Origin of the sequence: Erwinia aphidicola (genome assembly GCF_014773485.1) — a bacterium.
GTDB lineage: Bacteria > Pseudomonadota > Gammaproteobacteria > Enterobacterales > Enterobacteriaceae > Erwinia > Erwinia aphidicola.
In genome coordinates, this window is the sequence record NZ_JACXBP010000002.1 from 480,029 (window position 1) to 496,909 (window position 16,881).

Annotated in this window: 13 protein-coding genes; 2 read left to right on the plus strand and 11 right to left on the minus strand. The window is 48.7% G+C overall.

Annotated features, from left to right (window positions below):
• Positions 1-3: 3 nt before the first annotated feature.
• The 11 genes from tssL to tssH all read right to left on the minus strand — a co-directional run bounded on the left by tssL (position 4) and on the right by tssH (position 13,606).
• A complete protein-coding gene (gene tssL / locus ID864_RS06685) occupies positions 4-1,371 on the minus strand; it encodes a type VI secretion system protein TssL, long form (RefSeq protein ID WP_191149599.1) in 1,368 nt (455 codons plus the stop codon).
• Positions 1,371-2,717 (minus strand): type VI secretion system baseplate subunit TssK, encoded by a 1,347-nt coding sequence (tssK, locus tag ID864_RS06690; protein ID WP_048918658.1) that lies wholly within the window; start codon positions 2,715-2,717, stop codon positions 1,371-1,373. The genes tssL and tssK overlap by 1 nt, the downstream gene beginning before the upstream one ends.
• Positions 2,718-2,720: 3 nt before the next feature.
• Positions 2,721-3,260: a type VI secretion system lipoprotein TssJ gene (tssJ, locus tag ID864_RS06695; RefSeq protein ID WP_191149600.1), complete on the minus strand. Its 540-nt coding sequence runs from the start codon at positions 3,258-3,260 to the stop codon at positions 2,721-2,723.
• Positions 3,261-3,341: 81 nt separating this feature from the next.
• Positions 3,342-3,827: an Hcp family type VI secretion system effector gene (locus ID864_RS06700; RefSeq protein WP_191149601.1), complete on the minus strand. Its 486-nt coding sequence runs from the start codon at positions 3,825-3,827 to the stop codon at positions 3,342-3,344.
• A gap of 150 nt (positions 3,828-3,977) precedes the next feature.
• Entirely contained in the window at positions 3,978-5,477 is a 1,500-nt protein-coding gene (gene tssC / locus ID864_RS06705) for a type VI secretion system contractile sheath large subunit (protein WP_062818479.1), read from the minus strand.
• A gap of 15 nt (positions 5,478-5,492) precedes the next feature.
• The gene (gene tssB / locus ID864_RS06710; protein WP_062818480.1) at positions 5,493-6,017 is read right to left on the minus strand and encodes a type VI secretion system contractile sheath small subunit; all 525 of its coding nucleotides are present in this window, start codon (positions 6,015-6,017) and stop codon (positions 5,493-5,495) included.
• An 86-nt stretch (positions 6,018-6,103) separates the two neighbouring features.
• Positions 6,104-6,694, minus strand: a complete 591-nt coding sequence (locus tag ID864_RS06715; protein WP_099755141.1) for a fimbrial protein — start codon at positions 6,692-6,694, stop codon at positions 6,104-6,106.
• The gene (locus tag ID864_RS06720; protein WP_191149602.1) at positions 6,685-9,324 is read right to left on the minus strand and encodes a fimbria/pilus outer membrane usher protein; all 2,640 of its coding nucleotides are present in this window, start codon (positions 9,322-9,324) and stop codon (positions 6,685-6,687) included. The genes ID864_RS06715 and ID864_RS06720 overlap by 10 nt, the downstream gene beginning before the upstream one ends.
• Positions 9,325-9,394: 70 nt before the next feature.
• Entirely contained in the window at positions 9,395-10,162 is a 768-nt protein-coding gene (locus tag ID864_RS06725; protein ID WP_048918770.1) for a fimbria/pilus periplasmic chaperone, read from the minus strand.
• Between the two features lie 106 nt (positions 10,163-10,268).
• Positions 10,269-10,832 (minus strand): fimbrial protein, encoded by a 564-nt coding sequence (locus tag ID864_RS06730; RefSeq protein WP_048918771.1) that lies wholly within the window; start codon positions 10,830-10,832, stop codon positions 10,269-10,271.
• A 77-nt stretch (positions 10,833-10,909) separates the two neighbouring features.
• Positions 10,910-13,606 carry a type VI secretion system ATPase TssH gene (gene tssH / locus ID864_RS06735; protein WP_191149603.1) on the minus strand — a complete coding sequence of 899 codons (2,697 nt, stop codon included), beginning with the start codon at positions 13,604-13,606 and terminating at the stop codon, positions 10,910-10,912.
• A gap of 362 nt (positions 13,607-13,968) precedes the next feature.
• Between tssH and tssF the strand changes: the two genes are divergently transcribed.
• Complete coding sequence (tssF, locus tag ID864_RS06740; protein ID WP_048917477.1) at positions 13,969-15,849, plus strand: type VI secretion system baseplate subunit TssF; 1,881 nt, start codon at positions 13,969-13,971, stop codon at positions 15,847-15,849.
• Entirely contained in the window at positions 15,846-16,874 is a 1,029-nt protein-coding gene (tssG, locus tag ID864_RS06745) for a type VI secretion system baseplate subunit TssG (protein WP_191149604.1), read from the plus strand. The genes tssF and tssG overlap by 4 nt, the downstream gene beginning before the upstream one ends.
• Positions 16,875-16,881: the final 7 nt, after the last annotated feature.

Below are 16,881 nucleotides of genomic sequence, written 5' to 3' on the forward strand. Positions count from 1 at the left end.
TCACTAATACGTGACAAAAAACTCTACGCGGCGATTTTTCGCCCGTCCCTGAGCAGTATCATCAGAAGCCAGCGGCTGGCTGCTGCCGACCCCCTGAACTTTCACCTTGCTGGCGGGCAAACCTGCCGCCGTGAAATAGCTGGCCACTTCCGCTGCGCGTTTTTCCGACAGCACCAGGTTGTCTTCCAGACCGGGGCGGTGGATAGGCGTGTTGTCCGTATGGCCAACAATCACCACATCCCCATCAACACGACGTACTTCACGCGCCACGCGTTCGATAACTTTCACCATTTGTGGCTGAACCTTGATGGAGCCAGACAGGAATAATGAATCGCCATGCAATACCACCTTGCTCAGTTTCTGCGTTTCATCCACGCTCAGGAGCTGCTGGTTAATTTCTTTACGCAACAGCACAGCCAGACGCAGGCGCATTTTCAGCTGCGGGCTGGTCACCTTAATGTTTTGCATCAGGTAGATGTCATTGTTCAGCCCATCTGCCCGCATTGACAGCCAGTATTTGCACCCGATAAATGCGGCAGCGACCACGATCCCGGCACAGAGTGCCGTCAGCCGCACCGGAACGATCATTTTCTTGCGTCGTACCGGTCCGTGCGGCTGCAGGCCATGCGGTGACAAGAGAGAAAGAGTGGTTTCGCGGGTGCTTTGAATCAACGTCAGTAGGCGCTGCCGTATTTTAGTCAGCTGGCGATCCCCCTCTTCAACGATGCTGTAACGCCCCTCAAAACCGAGTCCTAGAATACGTAGCAGCACTTCCAGCACATCAGCGAACTCGCTGGGGTTCATCGACAGACGGCCAATCAGCAGAAAAAATTTGTTGCCTCCGTCGTTATCCCCTTCAAAGTGGTTTAACAGGTTGCTTTGCGACCAGCCGGACTCCAGCCCCCACGCGGTGGTGTGCGCGGCCTCATCCAGAGCTGTGCACAGGCAGTAGCGGACTATTGCCATCTTTTTCCAGGGAATGTTGACCTCGTCACAGACGATACTGAACAGATTGATTTGGCTCTTAAGCGTAGTTTTGAGCATCTCGACGTAACTGAGATCGGCGATCTGTTCTGGCATATCACTCAGAGCGCGCAACAGCGGTTGAGCAGCCTCAAGCAGGGGACTTTCTGCCGTCGAAACCTTTAACATGCGCTGCTGTACGCTTTCGCTTTTCAGCATCAGGTGATTTTTGAAAATTTTATCATCAGGCTCGGGCATATCACCCTGCTCAGAGGATTTCACACCCGGCTTTTGAACCCAGTCACCCTGTTCATCAAGCAGGAATTTACCCAATGCCTGCGCTGAACTCTCTTGATCGGCAACCAGCTCTGAAGCAGCCGTGGTTGGCGGGTTGGTATCGTCTTTCATCAGCCCCTGATTCCCCAAAGATCCATTTTCAGGCCTGGGAATTCACCGGCAATGTGTAGCGCCAGCGCACCGGTGGTGGAAATCTTTTCCCAGAAAGGACCGCTTTTAAGCAACTCAAAATAAACATATCCCGAGCTATAAGGGATCTGCCGCGGAGGCACCGGTAACCCTTGCAACACCAGACCTGGCAGGTGTGAACGCACCAGTTCGTGAAGCTGCTGCGGCGCACTGATTTTGGCCTGTGCATGGAACTGCTGCTGCAACACATCCATCGGCAGCTGTGCATGAACCGCCAGAACCAGGTTAGTGAAGGAAAGCAGCTCATTCGGCAGGATGGCAGCCGACCAGACACCGTTACCCTTGTGGTGGAGATCGATGAGCTGACCTGCGCGCACCAAAATTTGGTTCAGCAAATCGTGAACATCATCAACCAAGGGACGAATGGAAGGATAAAGCCTGGCGTGATCGTAGCCAGGCGCCGGTTTTGGGCGGCGCGTTTTGGTCCGAACAAACGTCGACAGCTCGCCGGCAAGTTTAGCCAGTTCTTCATACAGAACTATCGGTGGCAGCTCCGGGATATTGCGCAGGTGATCGAGGATCGGTTCATATTTATTGAAGATTTGCAGTAGCAGATAGTCCACAACTTCCGCGCTGGCGCTGGCTTTTCCATCTGAAGTTGATAAACGGGTTGCCAGCATTTCAGCGCGCATTTTTACCAGACCGTTTAAATGTGTCAGCCACTCCGTGAGCAGATGATTAGCGGCATAACCGGTGACCGGAGGGATGTGGTCTTCCAAGTGCAACAGGACGCTGCCATCCGGTTGAATCGCCTTGACGCGTGTCAATGTTAGGCCAATCCATGATTCAGTCATCTCATCCTGAGAGACCAGTTTCAGCCGGAGCTTAGCAAGCTGTACGGGTTTAGGGCCCTGCCGAATCGAATTGGTATCACACAGCTCAGCTTCCTGGGCACGAAAACGCGCAAGAGAACTATTGTCATACTGACTGAAGATGGTCTCATCGCTGTTATCAAGCCGCAGCGGAACAGCCAGGCAGAGCGTTTTGCCCAGATGCTCTGGCAAAATGGTTAATGGTTCCGGCAAATCGGCATGATCCGGAATGTCAAAGGGGGTACCGTCTGGCAAAACGCCACGTGCAGAACGCAGCACTAATTTGCCATAGGCAAGCGCTTCACGATCTATCTCGTACTGTGAAAACCCCCAATAAAAAGGACTCAGGGTTGATGCTCTCTTATGAGCATAATATTCAAAGTAACGTTCCTGCTGTTGAAAAAGTTGCGGACGCAGAAACAGCCCTTCACTCCAGACGACTTTATTCGTTCTCACGGCTTAATCCATTTTATTGATTGTAATTTTTGTTTTTTGGAAATCCACACTCAGTTCAATCGAATCATCACTAAAAATATTTGACCACCACCATGATTTTTTTCTTTCGGGAAAAACCCAACTATTTGACCAAACTGAATCATTGATATCGCGATAAGCACCAATGAAACCCAATCCATGGACATCGCGATCTGGCTTAAGAAAAATCACGCGAGCTTCTCCCGGTTGTAAAATCGCTTCATAATCTTTAGACGTAGCTTCCTGGACTGGCTTGCTATTTCCATCAAATATTTCGAAAAAATCAACATTATTAAAAACGTCCATATCCCTGACGCTGTAAACAAATATTTTCAATGGTGCGGGATGGCCGTTTTCATTGGGGTTAACGTCTTTGCTTGCAGCCAGATTTATTTTTATCTCACCATTTACTGGCTCACGTTCTTCGTGGCTGCTGCAGGAGGTTAATAAGGTCGACAGAAGTATTACTGCCAGACCATGCTGAATACAAAAGCATACTTTTTGAACTCCTGTTCTGAACAACATAATCCTATCCATGATTTTTATTTTTTGAATGAGAGTTTTGCCGCTGCTACAGCAAAACTCTTTTACATCATACCCGTAAAATTAGCTGCGCAAGTTAGCTTTTACGTCGTAGCTTGTTGAGATAACACCAGATTTGGCACCCTCAGCATTTTGCATCACATAATCCTGAGTCAGCTTAGTGAAAGCGAATTTTACAGTCTCGCGCGGACGGGTTTCATCGTCATATGAACCCTCGGTGCTGACTCGAGTAATAATCGCATCGGTGAACTTGATTGTCAGATATTCCAGGGGATCGCCACCGGCTTTACGCACTACAAACTGGATGTTTTTAATGTGCTTACCCGAAAGACAATAGTTAAGAAGATTAGTACTGGCTTTATCAACGTAATGCACGAAGCAAAAATCTTCCACCGTTGCTTTGCCAGAACCGCCGCCAGAACCACTGTGCATATTTGAATGTTGAGAACTCTCCCACTTCCATGAAAGCACTTCTATTTCATTTTTGTGAGTAGCATCCAGTGATTCTCCTTCGATGCCTTCAATTTTGATAAACATATCTTGAGCCATAATATTTCCTTTATCATTTCTCATTGAGTTACGTCACACAAAGTGCAACAAGAAAAAAAATTATAAAAAAATCTAGAGTTAAATTTAGTTAATCAAAAAAATCTAAAAACCCGGTTTTTAGTCAAAGATTAATTAATAGCATCTAATAAATCAGGCAACATTTTTCAAAGAAGGTAATTTAGCCACCATACGTAATGAAACGGTCAAACCTTCCAGCTGGAAATGCGGTCGTAGGAAGAACTTCGCCTGATAATACCCCGGGTTGCCTTCCACATCTTCTACCACCACCTCAGCGGCAGCCAATGGTCGGCGGGCTTTACTCTCCTGAGAAGAGTTAGCTGGGTCGCCATCCACGTAGTTCATCACCCAGTTGTTCAGCCAGCGCTGCATATCCTCACGCTCTTTGAAAGAACCGATCTTGTCACGCACGATACATTTCAGATAATGCGCAAAGCGCGAGCAGGCAAACAGATAAGGCAAACGGGCGGAAAGATTAGCGTTTGCGGTGGCATCGGGATCGTAGTATTCCGCCGGCTTCTGAAGCGATTGCGCACCAATAAATGCTGCGTAGTCGGTATTTTTCCGGTGAATTAACGGGATAAATCCATTTTTCGCCAACTCGGCTTCGCGACGGTCAGAAATGGCGATTTCCGTCGGGCATTTCATATCGATTCCGCCATCATCGGTTGGAAAAGTGTGGCACGGAAGATCCTCTACGACGCCACCACTTTCTACTCCACGGATCATGGTGCACCAGCCGTAATACTTGAACGAACGGTTGATGTTCACCGCCATTGCGTAAGCCGCATTCGACCAAACATATTTACTGTGATCAGCACCGTCGGTGGTTTCTTCAAAATTGAAGTTATCGACCGGATTGGTTTTGATACCGTACGGCAGACGGGCGAGAAAACGCGGCATCGCCAGCCCGATGTAACGAGAGTCCTCAGACTGGCGCAAAGAGTTCCAGGCTGCATATTCGAGATTTTGCGTGAAGATTTTTGTCAAATCGCGCGGGTTTGCCAGTTCCTGCCAGGAATCCATCTGCATCACAGAAGGTGATGCGCCAGTTATAAATGGCATATGGGCGGATGCAGCCACCCGTCCAATTGATGAAAGGAGATCAACATCAGGTGCCGAATGATCGAAGTGGTAATCAGCGACCAGGCAACCATAGGGTTCACCCCCCAACTGGCCATACTCTTCTTCATAAATTTGCTTGAAAAGCGGGCTCTGATCCCAGGCAATGCCTTTATAACGCCGCATATTACGGCGTAGGTCATTTTTGGAAATGTCCATAAAACGTAACTTCAGCTTTTCATCAGTTTCGGTGTTGTAGACCAGGTAGTTCAGCCCACGCCAGGCACTCTCAAGGCGCTGAAAATCATCATGATGAAGGATCAGATTAATTTGCTCGGAAAGTTTCAGATCGATCTCTGCAATGATTGCCGCGATATTTTTATACGCGTCGTCAGCCAGGGTAATTGAAGTGCTTAACGCCTGTTCAGCGAGTGTTTTCACCGCAATTTCAACTGCCGTTTTAGCCTGCTCAGACTTCGGCTTAAACTCACGAGTTAATAAGGTGCTAAAATCACTCTGCGAGGCCGTCTGCGTCACAGCAGATTTATTTGTTTCTGAATGAGTTGCCATAGTTTTCTCTCTTCATCACTTTAAGGAAGTGCTGTCATCAGCCTTTTTTGGTTTAGGAGCCGAAGCCAGAGTACTTAATAGTGATTTGTCATTAAGCACTTTCATCACCAGGTTTTCTGCGCCGGCTTTACCGTCCATATAAGTTTGCAGGTTGGCAAGTTGAGTACGGGCCTCAAGCAGCTGCGCCAAAGAGTCAACTTTGCGGGCAATCGCATCTGGTGCAAAATCATCCATGCTTTCAAAAGTCATATCCACCATCAGCTGTCCTTCGCCCGTTAGCGTATTAGGAACCGCGAATGCAACGCGCGGTCGCATACCCTTCATACGTTCGTCAAAGTTGTCGATATCGATATTTAAAAACTTTCTGTCGGCAACAGGCGGCAGCGGCTCAAGTGGCTTACCAGACAGATCGGCAAGCACACCCATAACAAATGGCAATTCGATTTTCTTTTCACTACCATAAATTTCCACGTCATACTCTATCTGCACCCTTGGTGCACGATTGCGTGCAATAAATTTTTGCGAATTACTTCTTCTCATAGGAATATTTACTCTTTTAAAAGTGTTGAAGAATGTTTTTTAACCTGATGGCTACTGTCAGGTGATTAGCCAGCACTGCCTCCCTGTCATTTGTAATCCAACTCGACCCCGGCGATTGTCTGAATTTTACCTGCGGTAACGGCCGAGTCCCCTAATGCATAGTAGCTCGCTACAAACCTGTGACTTATTGGCTCCGCTGACTCTGGAATAAGATAAGTCTGACCAGTTGATGGATTATCAATAAAGACCTGCGAGCCATCTTCTTTTCTGACCCGTATTTGTACATTAAGACTATATGTTTTATCTATAGTATTATTTATTAAATTACCCGTGACGCTATCAAAACTTGATAAATGGCTATTGAAAAAAAGCGTCACTGAACGATTAGCTGGACAGTTTTTTAATGCAATATCAAAAGGCGTACTTCCTGCTTCACTCGCGTTATTCTTAAGAGAATTCGTAGATATCTGTGGCAATGTTACCACGCCATTATTACCACCATTATTAACCAGCACCTCACAGGTTTCTTCCGTATATTTTCCTGTAAAACTGACATCGATAGCACAATCAGTTAAACAAGCATCCGCGGATAAAATTAATTGGCCGCTTAATGCCGCAAAAATGAATATTACTCGGAAAATACCTACTTCCCCGATGGTAAATTTACTCAATGGCATACTACCTCCACCTGGGTAATTGCCCCCTTAGCATCAGCAATTTTTTGCGCAATACTTTCATCAGAATAGATGGTACAGAGACGACGACCGGATGAGTTTTCAACATAAAGATTATCTTTCTCAGCTTTCCAGCCGCGCACAAATGCCATACCCCCCTGACCGATAATACCGATGCTGCTGTTGCCTTCTTCCGCAAGATTTGCGCCAATCGGCAGCGGATTGCCTTTACTGTCGCGCACGATAAGTACCGCTGGGCTTCCGACAAGGGTCTTAACGTTTACTTTCACCGCCGCGCCCATCTGAGGGATCACTGTTGCTTCACTTTCCAGAACGTCCACCGTATCTGGCAAGCCTCGCGTATTCACCGCAACGGTGTTGGTACGATAAGGGGTCAACGACGGCACAATGGCATAACCGTTGGCATCGATTCTGGAGCCATAGCCATTGAGTAATCGCGCACCTTCAGCCCCCGGTGCGCTCACCAGGGCAAACGGATAATCCCCCAGGCGCGGGCCAAGAGTTACGCCACCACTGTGAGCGATGACGCTGCCACTCGCTGAAAGCGAGAGCTGACGTGCACTGTTGCCAACGGAGGCTGTCGAGCCAAACTCGCCGTATTGCGACTGATAGTTCAGGTTACCATTCACAGCCGCCTGCGTGCTTTCGCTCTTAGCACTGGAAACCGAGGTCCCGACACCGTAGCTCAGCTCATTTTGTGTACCCTGGTTACCAATCGCATTTGCCTGCAACGATGTCGCGCCGTCGTTATCATGCGTAACCGTGGAGTAAAGCGTATTGAACGCCGGCTTGTTGGCAATGCTGCTGTATCCCAAAGGAACACTGAATGACAGCATCAGATTATTTACATTATGACCGTCACTGGTATAGGAGCGTGAAGCCGAGATTGCCCAAGAGAAATGCCGCTGGGATTGGTTATAGGTCACCGTGTACTGACTGGCTGAGGAGCGCTTGCTCCAGTAACTGTAGAAATTGCCTGAGAAATTCAATCTGCCGTCACGCCACACGGGCTGCCCAATGTTCACTGTAAAACGCTGACGAGTTCGGTAGTCGACCAGATATTGATCGTTGTGCCTCGTTCCGTGCATCTCCAGCACCGCATCTCTCAGGCTGTAGAAGCCTTTGGATGAATAGCGATACGCAGCAAGGGTGACATCTGTATCGGTGGTACCGACATATTTACTGAACCCGATATTGAGGCTGTTACCGCTAGATACTTTGCCACTACCCAGTTGGCTACGTGCGCGGGTCATATCCATTGATATCCCACCTAACGGGGTATTAAATGCATGCCCCAGCCCCAATGCCGCATAGTTATCGGAAAGCTGGCCACCGCCATACAGCGTATAAAGATTGCCGATGCCGTATTGATAAAAACCCTGCGCCATTCCAGGCTTTTCGAGCAACGAATCGTCCTGCAGCTTGCCTACCGTAACACTAAAGCGGGCAACACCTTGATGCAGCAGCATAGGTGGGGCTGCAAAAGGAACAACCTGGGTTTTCTTGCGGCCGTCCGCTTCGGTCACAGTGACCTGCAGATCGCCCCCGTATCCGAGCGCGCCAATTTCGTCAATATCAAAGGGACCAGGGGGAACAGTGGTTTGGTATAATATCTGCCCACGCTGAGTCACTGTCACTTTCGCATTGGTTTCGGCCAGACCGCGGATGCGGGGCGTGTAGTAACGCAGCCCATCCGGCAGCATGCGATCATCCGACTGTAGCTGGATCCCGCGTATTGTCAGACTATCAAAAAGGTCACCGCTGGTCGTGCTGTCACCTAGCGTTAACTGGCTTCTCAGAACCGGGATATCTCGCTGAATATAGGTCAAAAGTGACTGAGTATGTTGCGAAGAATTGCTGCTTAAGCTGGTATTAATACGCTTGCGCAGGCGCCATCCCAGAGCATTCAGTCCGGCCATCATCCCTAAATTCCCGCTTAAAGAATGGGTATCACCACCTGAGGAGCTGCCCGTTCTCTGCTGGACGTAAAAGTTGGAGTTATAGTCCAGCAATGCCACGGTAGTACCCCTTTCCCAGCTATTTGGGTCGGTATAGCCGCGTGGAACTTGCACCAGGTAGGCCTGAGGAATAATCAGATCAAGGTGAAAATCACCAGCGATATAGTTGGCACTGGCACCGGGAATCCATTGTTCCATCGTCGCACACTGCCCGGCATCTTTTACATCACTGCCATTGACCGCAGCTGCTCCCTCCGCGTCCTCTACTTTGATCCCCAGTTTGGCAAGCTGCTCTCCCTTGAAACAGGGTTGCGCGCCGATAGCCCCTTTCACCGGCGCGAACAGTACGTTGTGCTGGCCACGGTTTTTACCATTGAGGGAAATGGAGATGGCAAACTCCCCGGCAGGATTAGGATTACCCTGGAAATATTGTGAGACATCAACGCTGATCCCATGCATAAAAGCACTGTTGAACTTCACATTTTCAGGGGAGGATCCCTGCTCATTTCGGGCTGGAAAATGAGCCACGCCCTCCTGGGCCGGAATTGAAAAACTCGCTACCAAAGAAGAGATAATAATCAGTCTGACTGCATAAGCTAACCTTGATTCATATATCAATCGGGATTGATGATGCTTAAATTTTATCGGTTTCACTTCCTTGCCTCCCCGACTAAAACAACAAGCTATGGCAACAAACTTACGACTGTCACCTTAAAGAAAACTCTCACTCTTTAATGGTTAAAACTTTCCCTAAACCAGGAGTAAGACTATATTTAATTACGCTACCATAATCGCTTATCAAACTAACTCCTCCGCCATTGACTGTGACCGGCGGCGCGTTACCTTTAAGTTGCAAAGGGAAATCTCTGCTGCTAAAAGGGGCAACCATATCAACAGACAGTGGATATTTCACTCCACCTGAAGTGATGAATGCGGAGTCAAACGAAAAATAGTAGGGCGTGGGATTTGTCACTTTAATCCCTTTCGTCGGACTGATAACTTCCCAACGCACTTTGTTAACATCTTTGTAGCTGCTACCGGTTAAAACCGCCGGGCGATAAAATATTTTAATCCGTGTTCTGAAAGCCAGTTCAAGTCGATCGGTGTTTTTCACTTTTTCATCGACCGGTGGAATTTCCAGCAGGTTAAAATAAAAAACCGACTCGCGGTCCTGGGGCAGAACCATGCCATTATAAATCAGGCGTATACTCTGCCCTCTTCCCGGCTCCACGCGATAAATCGGCGGGGTAACGGTAAACGGAACTTTAATGCTGTTGATATCATCATTCTTACTGCCATCATCAACCCACACCTGCACCAGCAGCGGACTATGACCTTTATTCGTGGTTCTGACGGTTTGCTCACGTTCGGCCGCTGGAAAAATAATGCGGGTGCCTGAGATGGTCATACCCGCTAATGCGAGCTGAGTAGTTAATGCAAGCGACAAAATCGTGCCGGAAAATAGTGAAACTATTTTTTTTTGATATGACATAGCGCTACCCTGCGGGTTTCATATCCCACCTGAAAAGAGGCATACGGGATGAGTTCTTGGTAAAATGGGGCGATTTCTCGCCCCATTTTCACCCATAGGTAAAAGGTTATGGATATGCCAGGGTGTAACGTGCCTTGGCATAGACCTTACCTGCGGTGGTCGCATCCGTGGCGTAATATCCACCGTAATAAGTCATGGTGGCTTTACCATCTGCATCGGGTTTAACTCCGGTGCCGGTATCTCCTAATTTCAGGTGCTTTTCGTTCGAGTCATAGAGGATCACTTCAACATTACCGGCTTTAGGATCCGCGGTACCACCATCCTGGTATTGGTTCGTCAGGTTGCCCGTTGCGGAATCCACACCACTACTGCCGATAGCTTCAAAATGCGCGGCAACATTAGTGATTTCTTTTGGACAGTTTTCCACATTGACATCAAAGTTTTTTGAACCTGCGGTTACGCCAGCAGATTTCAAAGTCTGAATAGAGAGGGTAGGAAGCTGTATCTGTATATCAAGTGAATCGCTGGCGATGGTACAGGTCTCTGCTATTAGCTTGCCGTTGAAGGTTACCGTCCCCTGTCCGGGAGCCAGGTCCGCGTCGGCTGCCATTGCTGATGCTGATACTGTAGCCAGTGCCACTGCGCACAGTTTCATTTTTAATTTACGCATTTAATAATTTCCTATAATTTTTCATTACGATTTGACGGGAAATATACCTTGCCGTTTTTTACTCAGATTCTTTGGAATCACTCTACTGATAACTCCTCCTCGTTTTGCATAAAAACTTCAATTCTCTTTTCATATGATAAGTTCACATACATCGTCATTTTCTTGCATTTTGAATCAGCAGCCCCCGTAGAGTTCAGCACGGCCACGCCAATTTTTGGCAAAATATTCTTCTCTATATAGCGAATTAATAGCCTTGCCCCGGTCTCAGCAACCGGGCACTGCTCAATAATATGGTGCATTAATTCATCACTAAAAATTATCTCGATGCCATAATTGCCCCTTGCTCGTTCGGCAATACGTTCAAGATGGATTTTTACAATATGCTGCAGTGAGTCTGTTGCCAGCGGAAGATAAGGTATGGTGGTAACACGGCCTAAAAATGCTGCCGGAAATGTCTGCAGTAACGCGGGCTTCAGCATTTCCAGCAAGCCTTCTTCATTCGGCATTGTTTCAGGATCGGCACAGGCGTGACTGATAATTTCACTCCCAGTATTACTGGTCAGCAAAATAATCGTATTTTTGAAATCTATCTGGCGCCCCTCGCCATCTTCCATTGAGCCTTTGTCGAAAACCTGGAAGAATAACTCGTGAACATCGGAGTGCGCTTTTTCTATTTCATCAAGTAAAATGACGCTGTAAGGTTTACGTCGTACCGCCTCGGTTAACACACCGCCTTCACCGTAACCGACATAACCCGGAGGAGAACCTTTAAGTGAAGAGACCGTATGCGCTTCCTGATACTCACTCATGTTAATAGTGATCAGATTCTGCTCACCGCCGTAAAGCTGGCTGGCAATCGCCAGTGCGGTTTCCGTTTTCCCCACGCCAGATGGCCCCACTAACATAAAGACCCCGAAAGGTTTTTTTGGGTCTGCAAGCCCGGCACGCGCAGTTTGGATACCTTGGCTCAGGCAGGTGAGAGCGTATTCCTGGCCAATGACCCTTTCTGAGAGACGCAGTGGAAGCTCCATTACTGCGCTAACGTCATCTTTCAACACCTGCCCAACAGGAATACCTGTCCAACTGGCAACAATAGCCGCTACTACACCCGCATTAACCTCTGCCTGCACCAGGGGCAGCTCACCACGAATATCACTTAGCGACTGCTCAAACTGATGCAGCTTGGCCTGAAGCGCGACAAGCTTTTCCGGCTCTTGAGGTGCATCTTTCATGTAATCAAGCAGCTGCCTGCGCGTTTCAACAATATCGGTTACCAGCTCACACTCTTGTGTCCAGCGGCTGCCAAGCACTTTCGCTTCTTCAGCATGCTGATTGATAACCGTGAGGATAGGCTGAATGCTTTTCCGCTCCTCCTTACCGAAGCCAATCGCTTTTTCAAGCAGCGACATTTCAGCCTGAGCTGACTGACTATTGAATTTCAAAATTTGCAGTTCGGTTGGCGGCGTATGCTGTGCAACAGCCACCCGAGCGCAGGCTGTATCCAGCAAACCGATCGCCTTATCAGGCAGCTGGCGGGCGGGAATATAGCGATGAGAAAGGCGTACAGCCGCCTGTATTGCCTCATCCATTACCCACACGCCGTGATGCTCTTCCAGCACAGGTAACAAGCCGCGCAGCATGGCGATCGCCATCTCTTCACTGGGTTCATCAACCTGGAGTACCTGAAAACGGCGCGTAAGGGCGGGGTCTTTTTCAATGTGGCGTTTGAATTCACTCCACGTGGTCGCGCCGATGGTCCTCAACTGGCCACGCGCCAGCATTGGCTTCATGAGGTTGGCGGCATCGCCCGTTCCGGCATTACCACCCGCCCCCACCAGAGTATGGACTTCATCAATAAACAGAATCACCGGCTCGGCCGAGTTGATCGCCTCTTCCAGCAGTGATTTTAAGCGGGCCTCAAACTCACCTTTCATGCTGGCGCCCGCAGAGAGTGCGACCAGGTCCAGCGTCAGCAGACGGACATTTTTCAGGGAGGGAGGGACTTCACCCGCCGCTACCGCCAGAGCCAGGCCTTCCACAACGGCAGTCTTACCTACGCCCGCTTCCCCGGTCAGTAACGGGTTATTCTGCCGACGACGCAGCAGGATATCGATCATGGTATTAATCTCTTTATCACGCCCCAACACCGGATCAATTTTTCCCTCGCGCGCGAGGGCCGTCAGATCCGTGGAGTATTGAGAAAGAGATGCCCCTGAATGAGGTGCACCCATCGCATGACTGGCTTCCCCGGGAACACCCGCGTCGTGGGGAAGCGCTGAGCCATCCGCTAAGTCGCTCTCCTCCGCCGATTCGCGAATGATATATCCCATATCTTTACTGATGTGTTCCAGCGGAATTTTTTCGAACTCACGAGATATCGCAAACGTTGCGCGCTGTAGCTCCCTATTATTAAGCAAGGAGATAAGTAAGTGCGCGCTACGAATACAAGCACTATGACACTCAAGGCTGGCAAAGACCCACGCGCGTTCAATTGCCATTTCAACATCATAGGAAAAATCAGAGATTGAGCTTGCGCCAGCGGGTAAACGGATTAATGCCTGAGAGAAATCGTGCTCAAGCACTTCAGCATCCAACTTAAAGTGGCGAATAATATGTTTAATATCACTATCTTGCTGATGATAAATTTGGTTCAACCAATGTATCAGCTCGACATAAGGATTGCCCCGAAGCTTACAGAGCGTTGTGGCACTTTCAAGGCTTTTGAATAAGCTTGTGTTTAGCTTACCAAACAGATTTTTGCGAGTGATGACCATAGTTACGCTCCCTGTAAATGTAAATTCTCATTTTTCACTCTTCCTAAGTGGGTAGACGCCCGGTTGTACCATAGAGATTATTTATACCGGAAACCGATGCCCGGGGCATATTAGCCAGTAGCCCCGAAAAGAAAAACCTTTCAGGAACCGCCAGCTCAATTTTAGGATTTTTGCCCGATGCAAATTCTTAAATTTGGCGACAAGAACAATATGCCCATCGTAAAGTTGATTTTTACTTTTAAAATAGTCACTAATTAATGAAGCTCAAACTCTTTGCGAACACAGGCTGCGGTTTTATTATAGGTATTCATTGTAATTTCAGAGAACCTTTTTCGCAAAAACGACAATTGACAGGATGGCGGGTGGAAAATAATTTTTTAGACTACTACAACAAGGAACTCACATTCGTGCGCGAAATGGCGCAGGAGTTTTCACAGCGCCATCCCAAAATTGCCGGGCGTTTGGGAATGAACGGTATCGAAGTTGCCGATCCTTACGTTGAACGTTTAATTGAAGCTTTTTGTTTTTTATCGGCAAGAACTCAGATTAAACTTGATGCTGAGTTCCCCAGGTTTACTCAGAGATTGCTGGATGTAGTTTATCCAAACTATAACTCACCCACTCCCTCAATGGGCGTTGTTCAGCTTGATCCCAATTTAAGCGAGGGAGATTTAACTCATGGCTACACTGTCGCTAAAAAAAGTGCTTTTTATAGCAGTATTTTACCGGGAGAAATGACCCGCTGCGAATTCCGAAACAATCAAGAAGTGACGCTCTGGCCTCTGGAAATTTCAGAAGTCAGATTAACATCCGTACCGCCAGACATACCAAACATGGAAAACCATCGTGTCAGCCATCAACAAATGAAGGGTGCGTTGCGGATTAAACTTAGACTAAAGGGTGATGTGCTCTTTTCAGATTTAATTGGGTTAGATGAGCTTCCGATCTATATTAAAGGTGATGAGCGTATTGTTTCACATACTTTTGAGTTGCTGCATGGCAGCCATATTGCCATGGTAGTCCGTAGTGGGGAGCAGGATAAACCACGGCACCACATCATCAACAGCCAGCCGTTAAAATTCGAAGGAATGAATGTGGATCAAAGCCTGCTGCCTATGCAATGGAATATTTTCCACGGACATACTTTGATTCAGGAGTACATCGCCTGCCGTGAGCGTTTTTACTTCTTCACCCTCACTCAGTTATCCCGTGCGCTCGCGGAGAATAATACCCAAGAGGTTGAGATAATTGTTCTGCTTAATAAACTCCCTCAGCATTTAATCGCTCACATGGATGCCTCGCGCTTTCTACTTTTTTGTACTCCTGTCATTAATCTTTTCCCGAAACGGGTCGATCGCATTGAAGTCAATCGGGCATTAAATAACTTCCATATTGTGCCCGATCGAAGCCGCCCGCTGGATTATGAGGTATTTTCAGTAAATAAAGTTTTCGGCCTGCAGGCTGAGACCAGTGATGAATTGACCTTTAACCCGCTCTATCAGACCCGCCACACTGATACCAATAATTTTGGCCGTTATTTCTCGGTAACAAGGGAAGTGCGGATTAAAGAAGCAACAGGAAGAAAATATGACACCCGGACCCCTTACAGCGGAACCGAAATATTTATCTCCCTGGTCGATCAGCTGGAAGCCCCTTACGGGGAACATATCCGCTACCTTCTGGTTGACACTATGGCGACTAATCGCGATTTGCCGCGCCTTCTTAGCAGCACCGGCAGCTTTGATTTAACCATGTCGAATGCTGTTCCTGTTCATGGCGCCCGCTTTGTCAGCTCTCCCAGCGTTCCACGCTCACCCTTTGCCGTAGGTGAAGCCGCATGGCGGCTTATCCGGCAGTTAAGCTTCAATTATTTGCCGCTGTCTGAGATGGAACATGCTCAGGGTGGGGAATCGCTGCGTAATATGCTACGGCTTTTTACCAACGCTTCCGATCTTGATTCCGTGGCGCAAATCAACAGCCTTGTGGGATGCAAAACCCAGCCGGTCGTGCGCCGCCTGTCAGAGGATGGCCTGCTGGTTTATGGCCGCGGAGTCAGCTGTAGCCTGACGGTAGATGAAGAAGGTTTCTCGGGTGTTAGTCCCTACCTGTTTGGTCTGATCATGGAGAACTACCTGGCGCGCCACGCCGCCATCAATATCTTTACGGAAACAGAGCTGCACTCTATGCAGCGAGGACTTATCGGCCGTTGGAAAGCACGCCCGGGTAGACGGGGAGCGTTATGACTCCGCCTGAACTTAATAATCAGCCGATGCTGCCCCCCGAGCTGGATGCCTGGTACGACAGTGCCAAGCCCTGGGAGGCCGGCTTCATAAGCGTCATGCGGGCTATTGCCGCCCTCACCCCAGATTTGCCTCCCCCCGGCCAGGCAGAGCGTCCGGCGCAAGAGCGCTTTCGCCTGGGGCAAGTTTCCAGCATGACTTTCTCTCCGCGTGAGATTTCTGCCATCAGCCTGCAAAATGAAAAAATTAAGCTGCAGCTGTATGGCCTCGGGATTTGGGGCGCACAGGGCGCAATGCCTTTTCACCTTTCTGAACTGGCCTATTCCCGTTACGAGCAGCATGACCACACGCTGATTGATTTTGCAGATATTTTCCACCATCGGGCACTCAGCCAGTTTTATCGCGCCTGGTTCTTATCGCAGGATACCGCATCCCTGGATCGCCATGAGGACGAACGTTTCTCCTTTTACATTGGCAGCCTTATTGGTCTGGACCCGGCAGAACTTGACCCTGCGCCGCTGCAGAAACACGCCAGGCTAGCTTCTTCAGCACACTTGATTCGTGAAGCCCGCAACCCAGACGGCTTGCTGGGGGCAATGCAGTACTACTTTGACGTATTGGTGCAGATTGAAGAGTTTGACCTGCAATGGATTTTCCTTGAAGGCAAGGATCAGACCGTGCTGGGAGACTATCACCACGCCTCGCTACTCGGAGATGGAGCTATCCTGGGGGACACCGTGCAGGACAGACAGCACAAGTTCAAGCTGATTATGGGCCCACTTACACTCACGCAATACCTGCAGTTTAGTCCCTGGGGCAGAGATATGTCGGTGATGCGCGAACTGGTGCGCAGCTACATCGGCTTTGAATACGCCTGGGATATGCAGTTAGTGCTGGCTGCCGATGCGGTACCGCTGGCAACGCTGGATGGCAGCCACCAACTTGGCTACGCCTGCTGGCTTTTACGGGAAACACACGATAAGCCGGTATTCGGTATTAGTTTTGCCCCTGAACTTTATCACCGCTAACGGTGGC

Coding starts and splice junctions, on each gene's coding strand:
- tssL (WP_191149599.1), bottom strand. CDS start 1,371: ATGAAAGACGATACCAACCCGCCAACCACGGCTGCTTCAGAGCTGGTT.
- tssJ (WP_191149600.1), bottom strand. CDS start 3,260: ATGTTGTTCAGAACAGGAGTTCAAAAAGTATGCTTTTGTATTCAGCAT.
- ID864_RS06700 (WP_191149601.1), bottom strand. CDS start 3,827: ATGGCTCAAGATATGTTTATCAAAATTGAAGGCATCGAAGGAGAATCA.
- tssC (WP_062818479.1), bottom strand. CDS start 5,477: ATGGCAACTCATTCAGAAACAAATAAATCTGCTGTGACGCAGACGGCC.
- tssB (WP_062818480.1), bottom strand. CDS start 6,017: ATGAGAAGAAGTAATTCGCAAAAATTTATTGCACGCAATCGTGCACCA.
- ID864_RS06715 (WP_099755141.1), bottom strand. CDS start 6,694: ATGCCATTGAGTAAATTTACCATCGGGGAAGTAGGTATTTTCCGAGTA.
- ID864_RS06725 (WP_048918770.1), bottom strand. CDS start 10,162: ATGTCATATCAAAAAAAAATAGTTTCACTATTTTCCGGCACGATTTTG.
- ID864_RS06730 (WP_048918771.1), bottom strand. CDS start 10,832: ATGCGTAAATTAAAAATGAAACTGTGCGCAGTGGCACTGGCTACAGTA.
- tssH (WP_191149603.1), bottom strand. CDS start 13,606: ATGGTCATCACTCGCAAAAATCTGTTTGGTAAGCTAAACACAAGCTTA.
- tssG (WP_191149604.1), top strand. CDS start 15,846: ATGACTCCGCCTGAACTTAATAATCAGCCGATGCTGCCCCCCGAGCTG.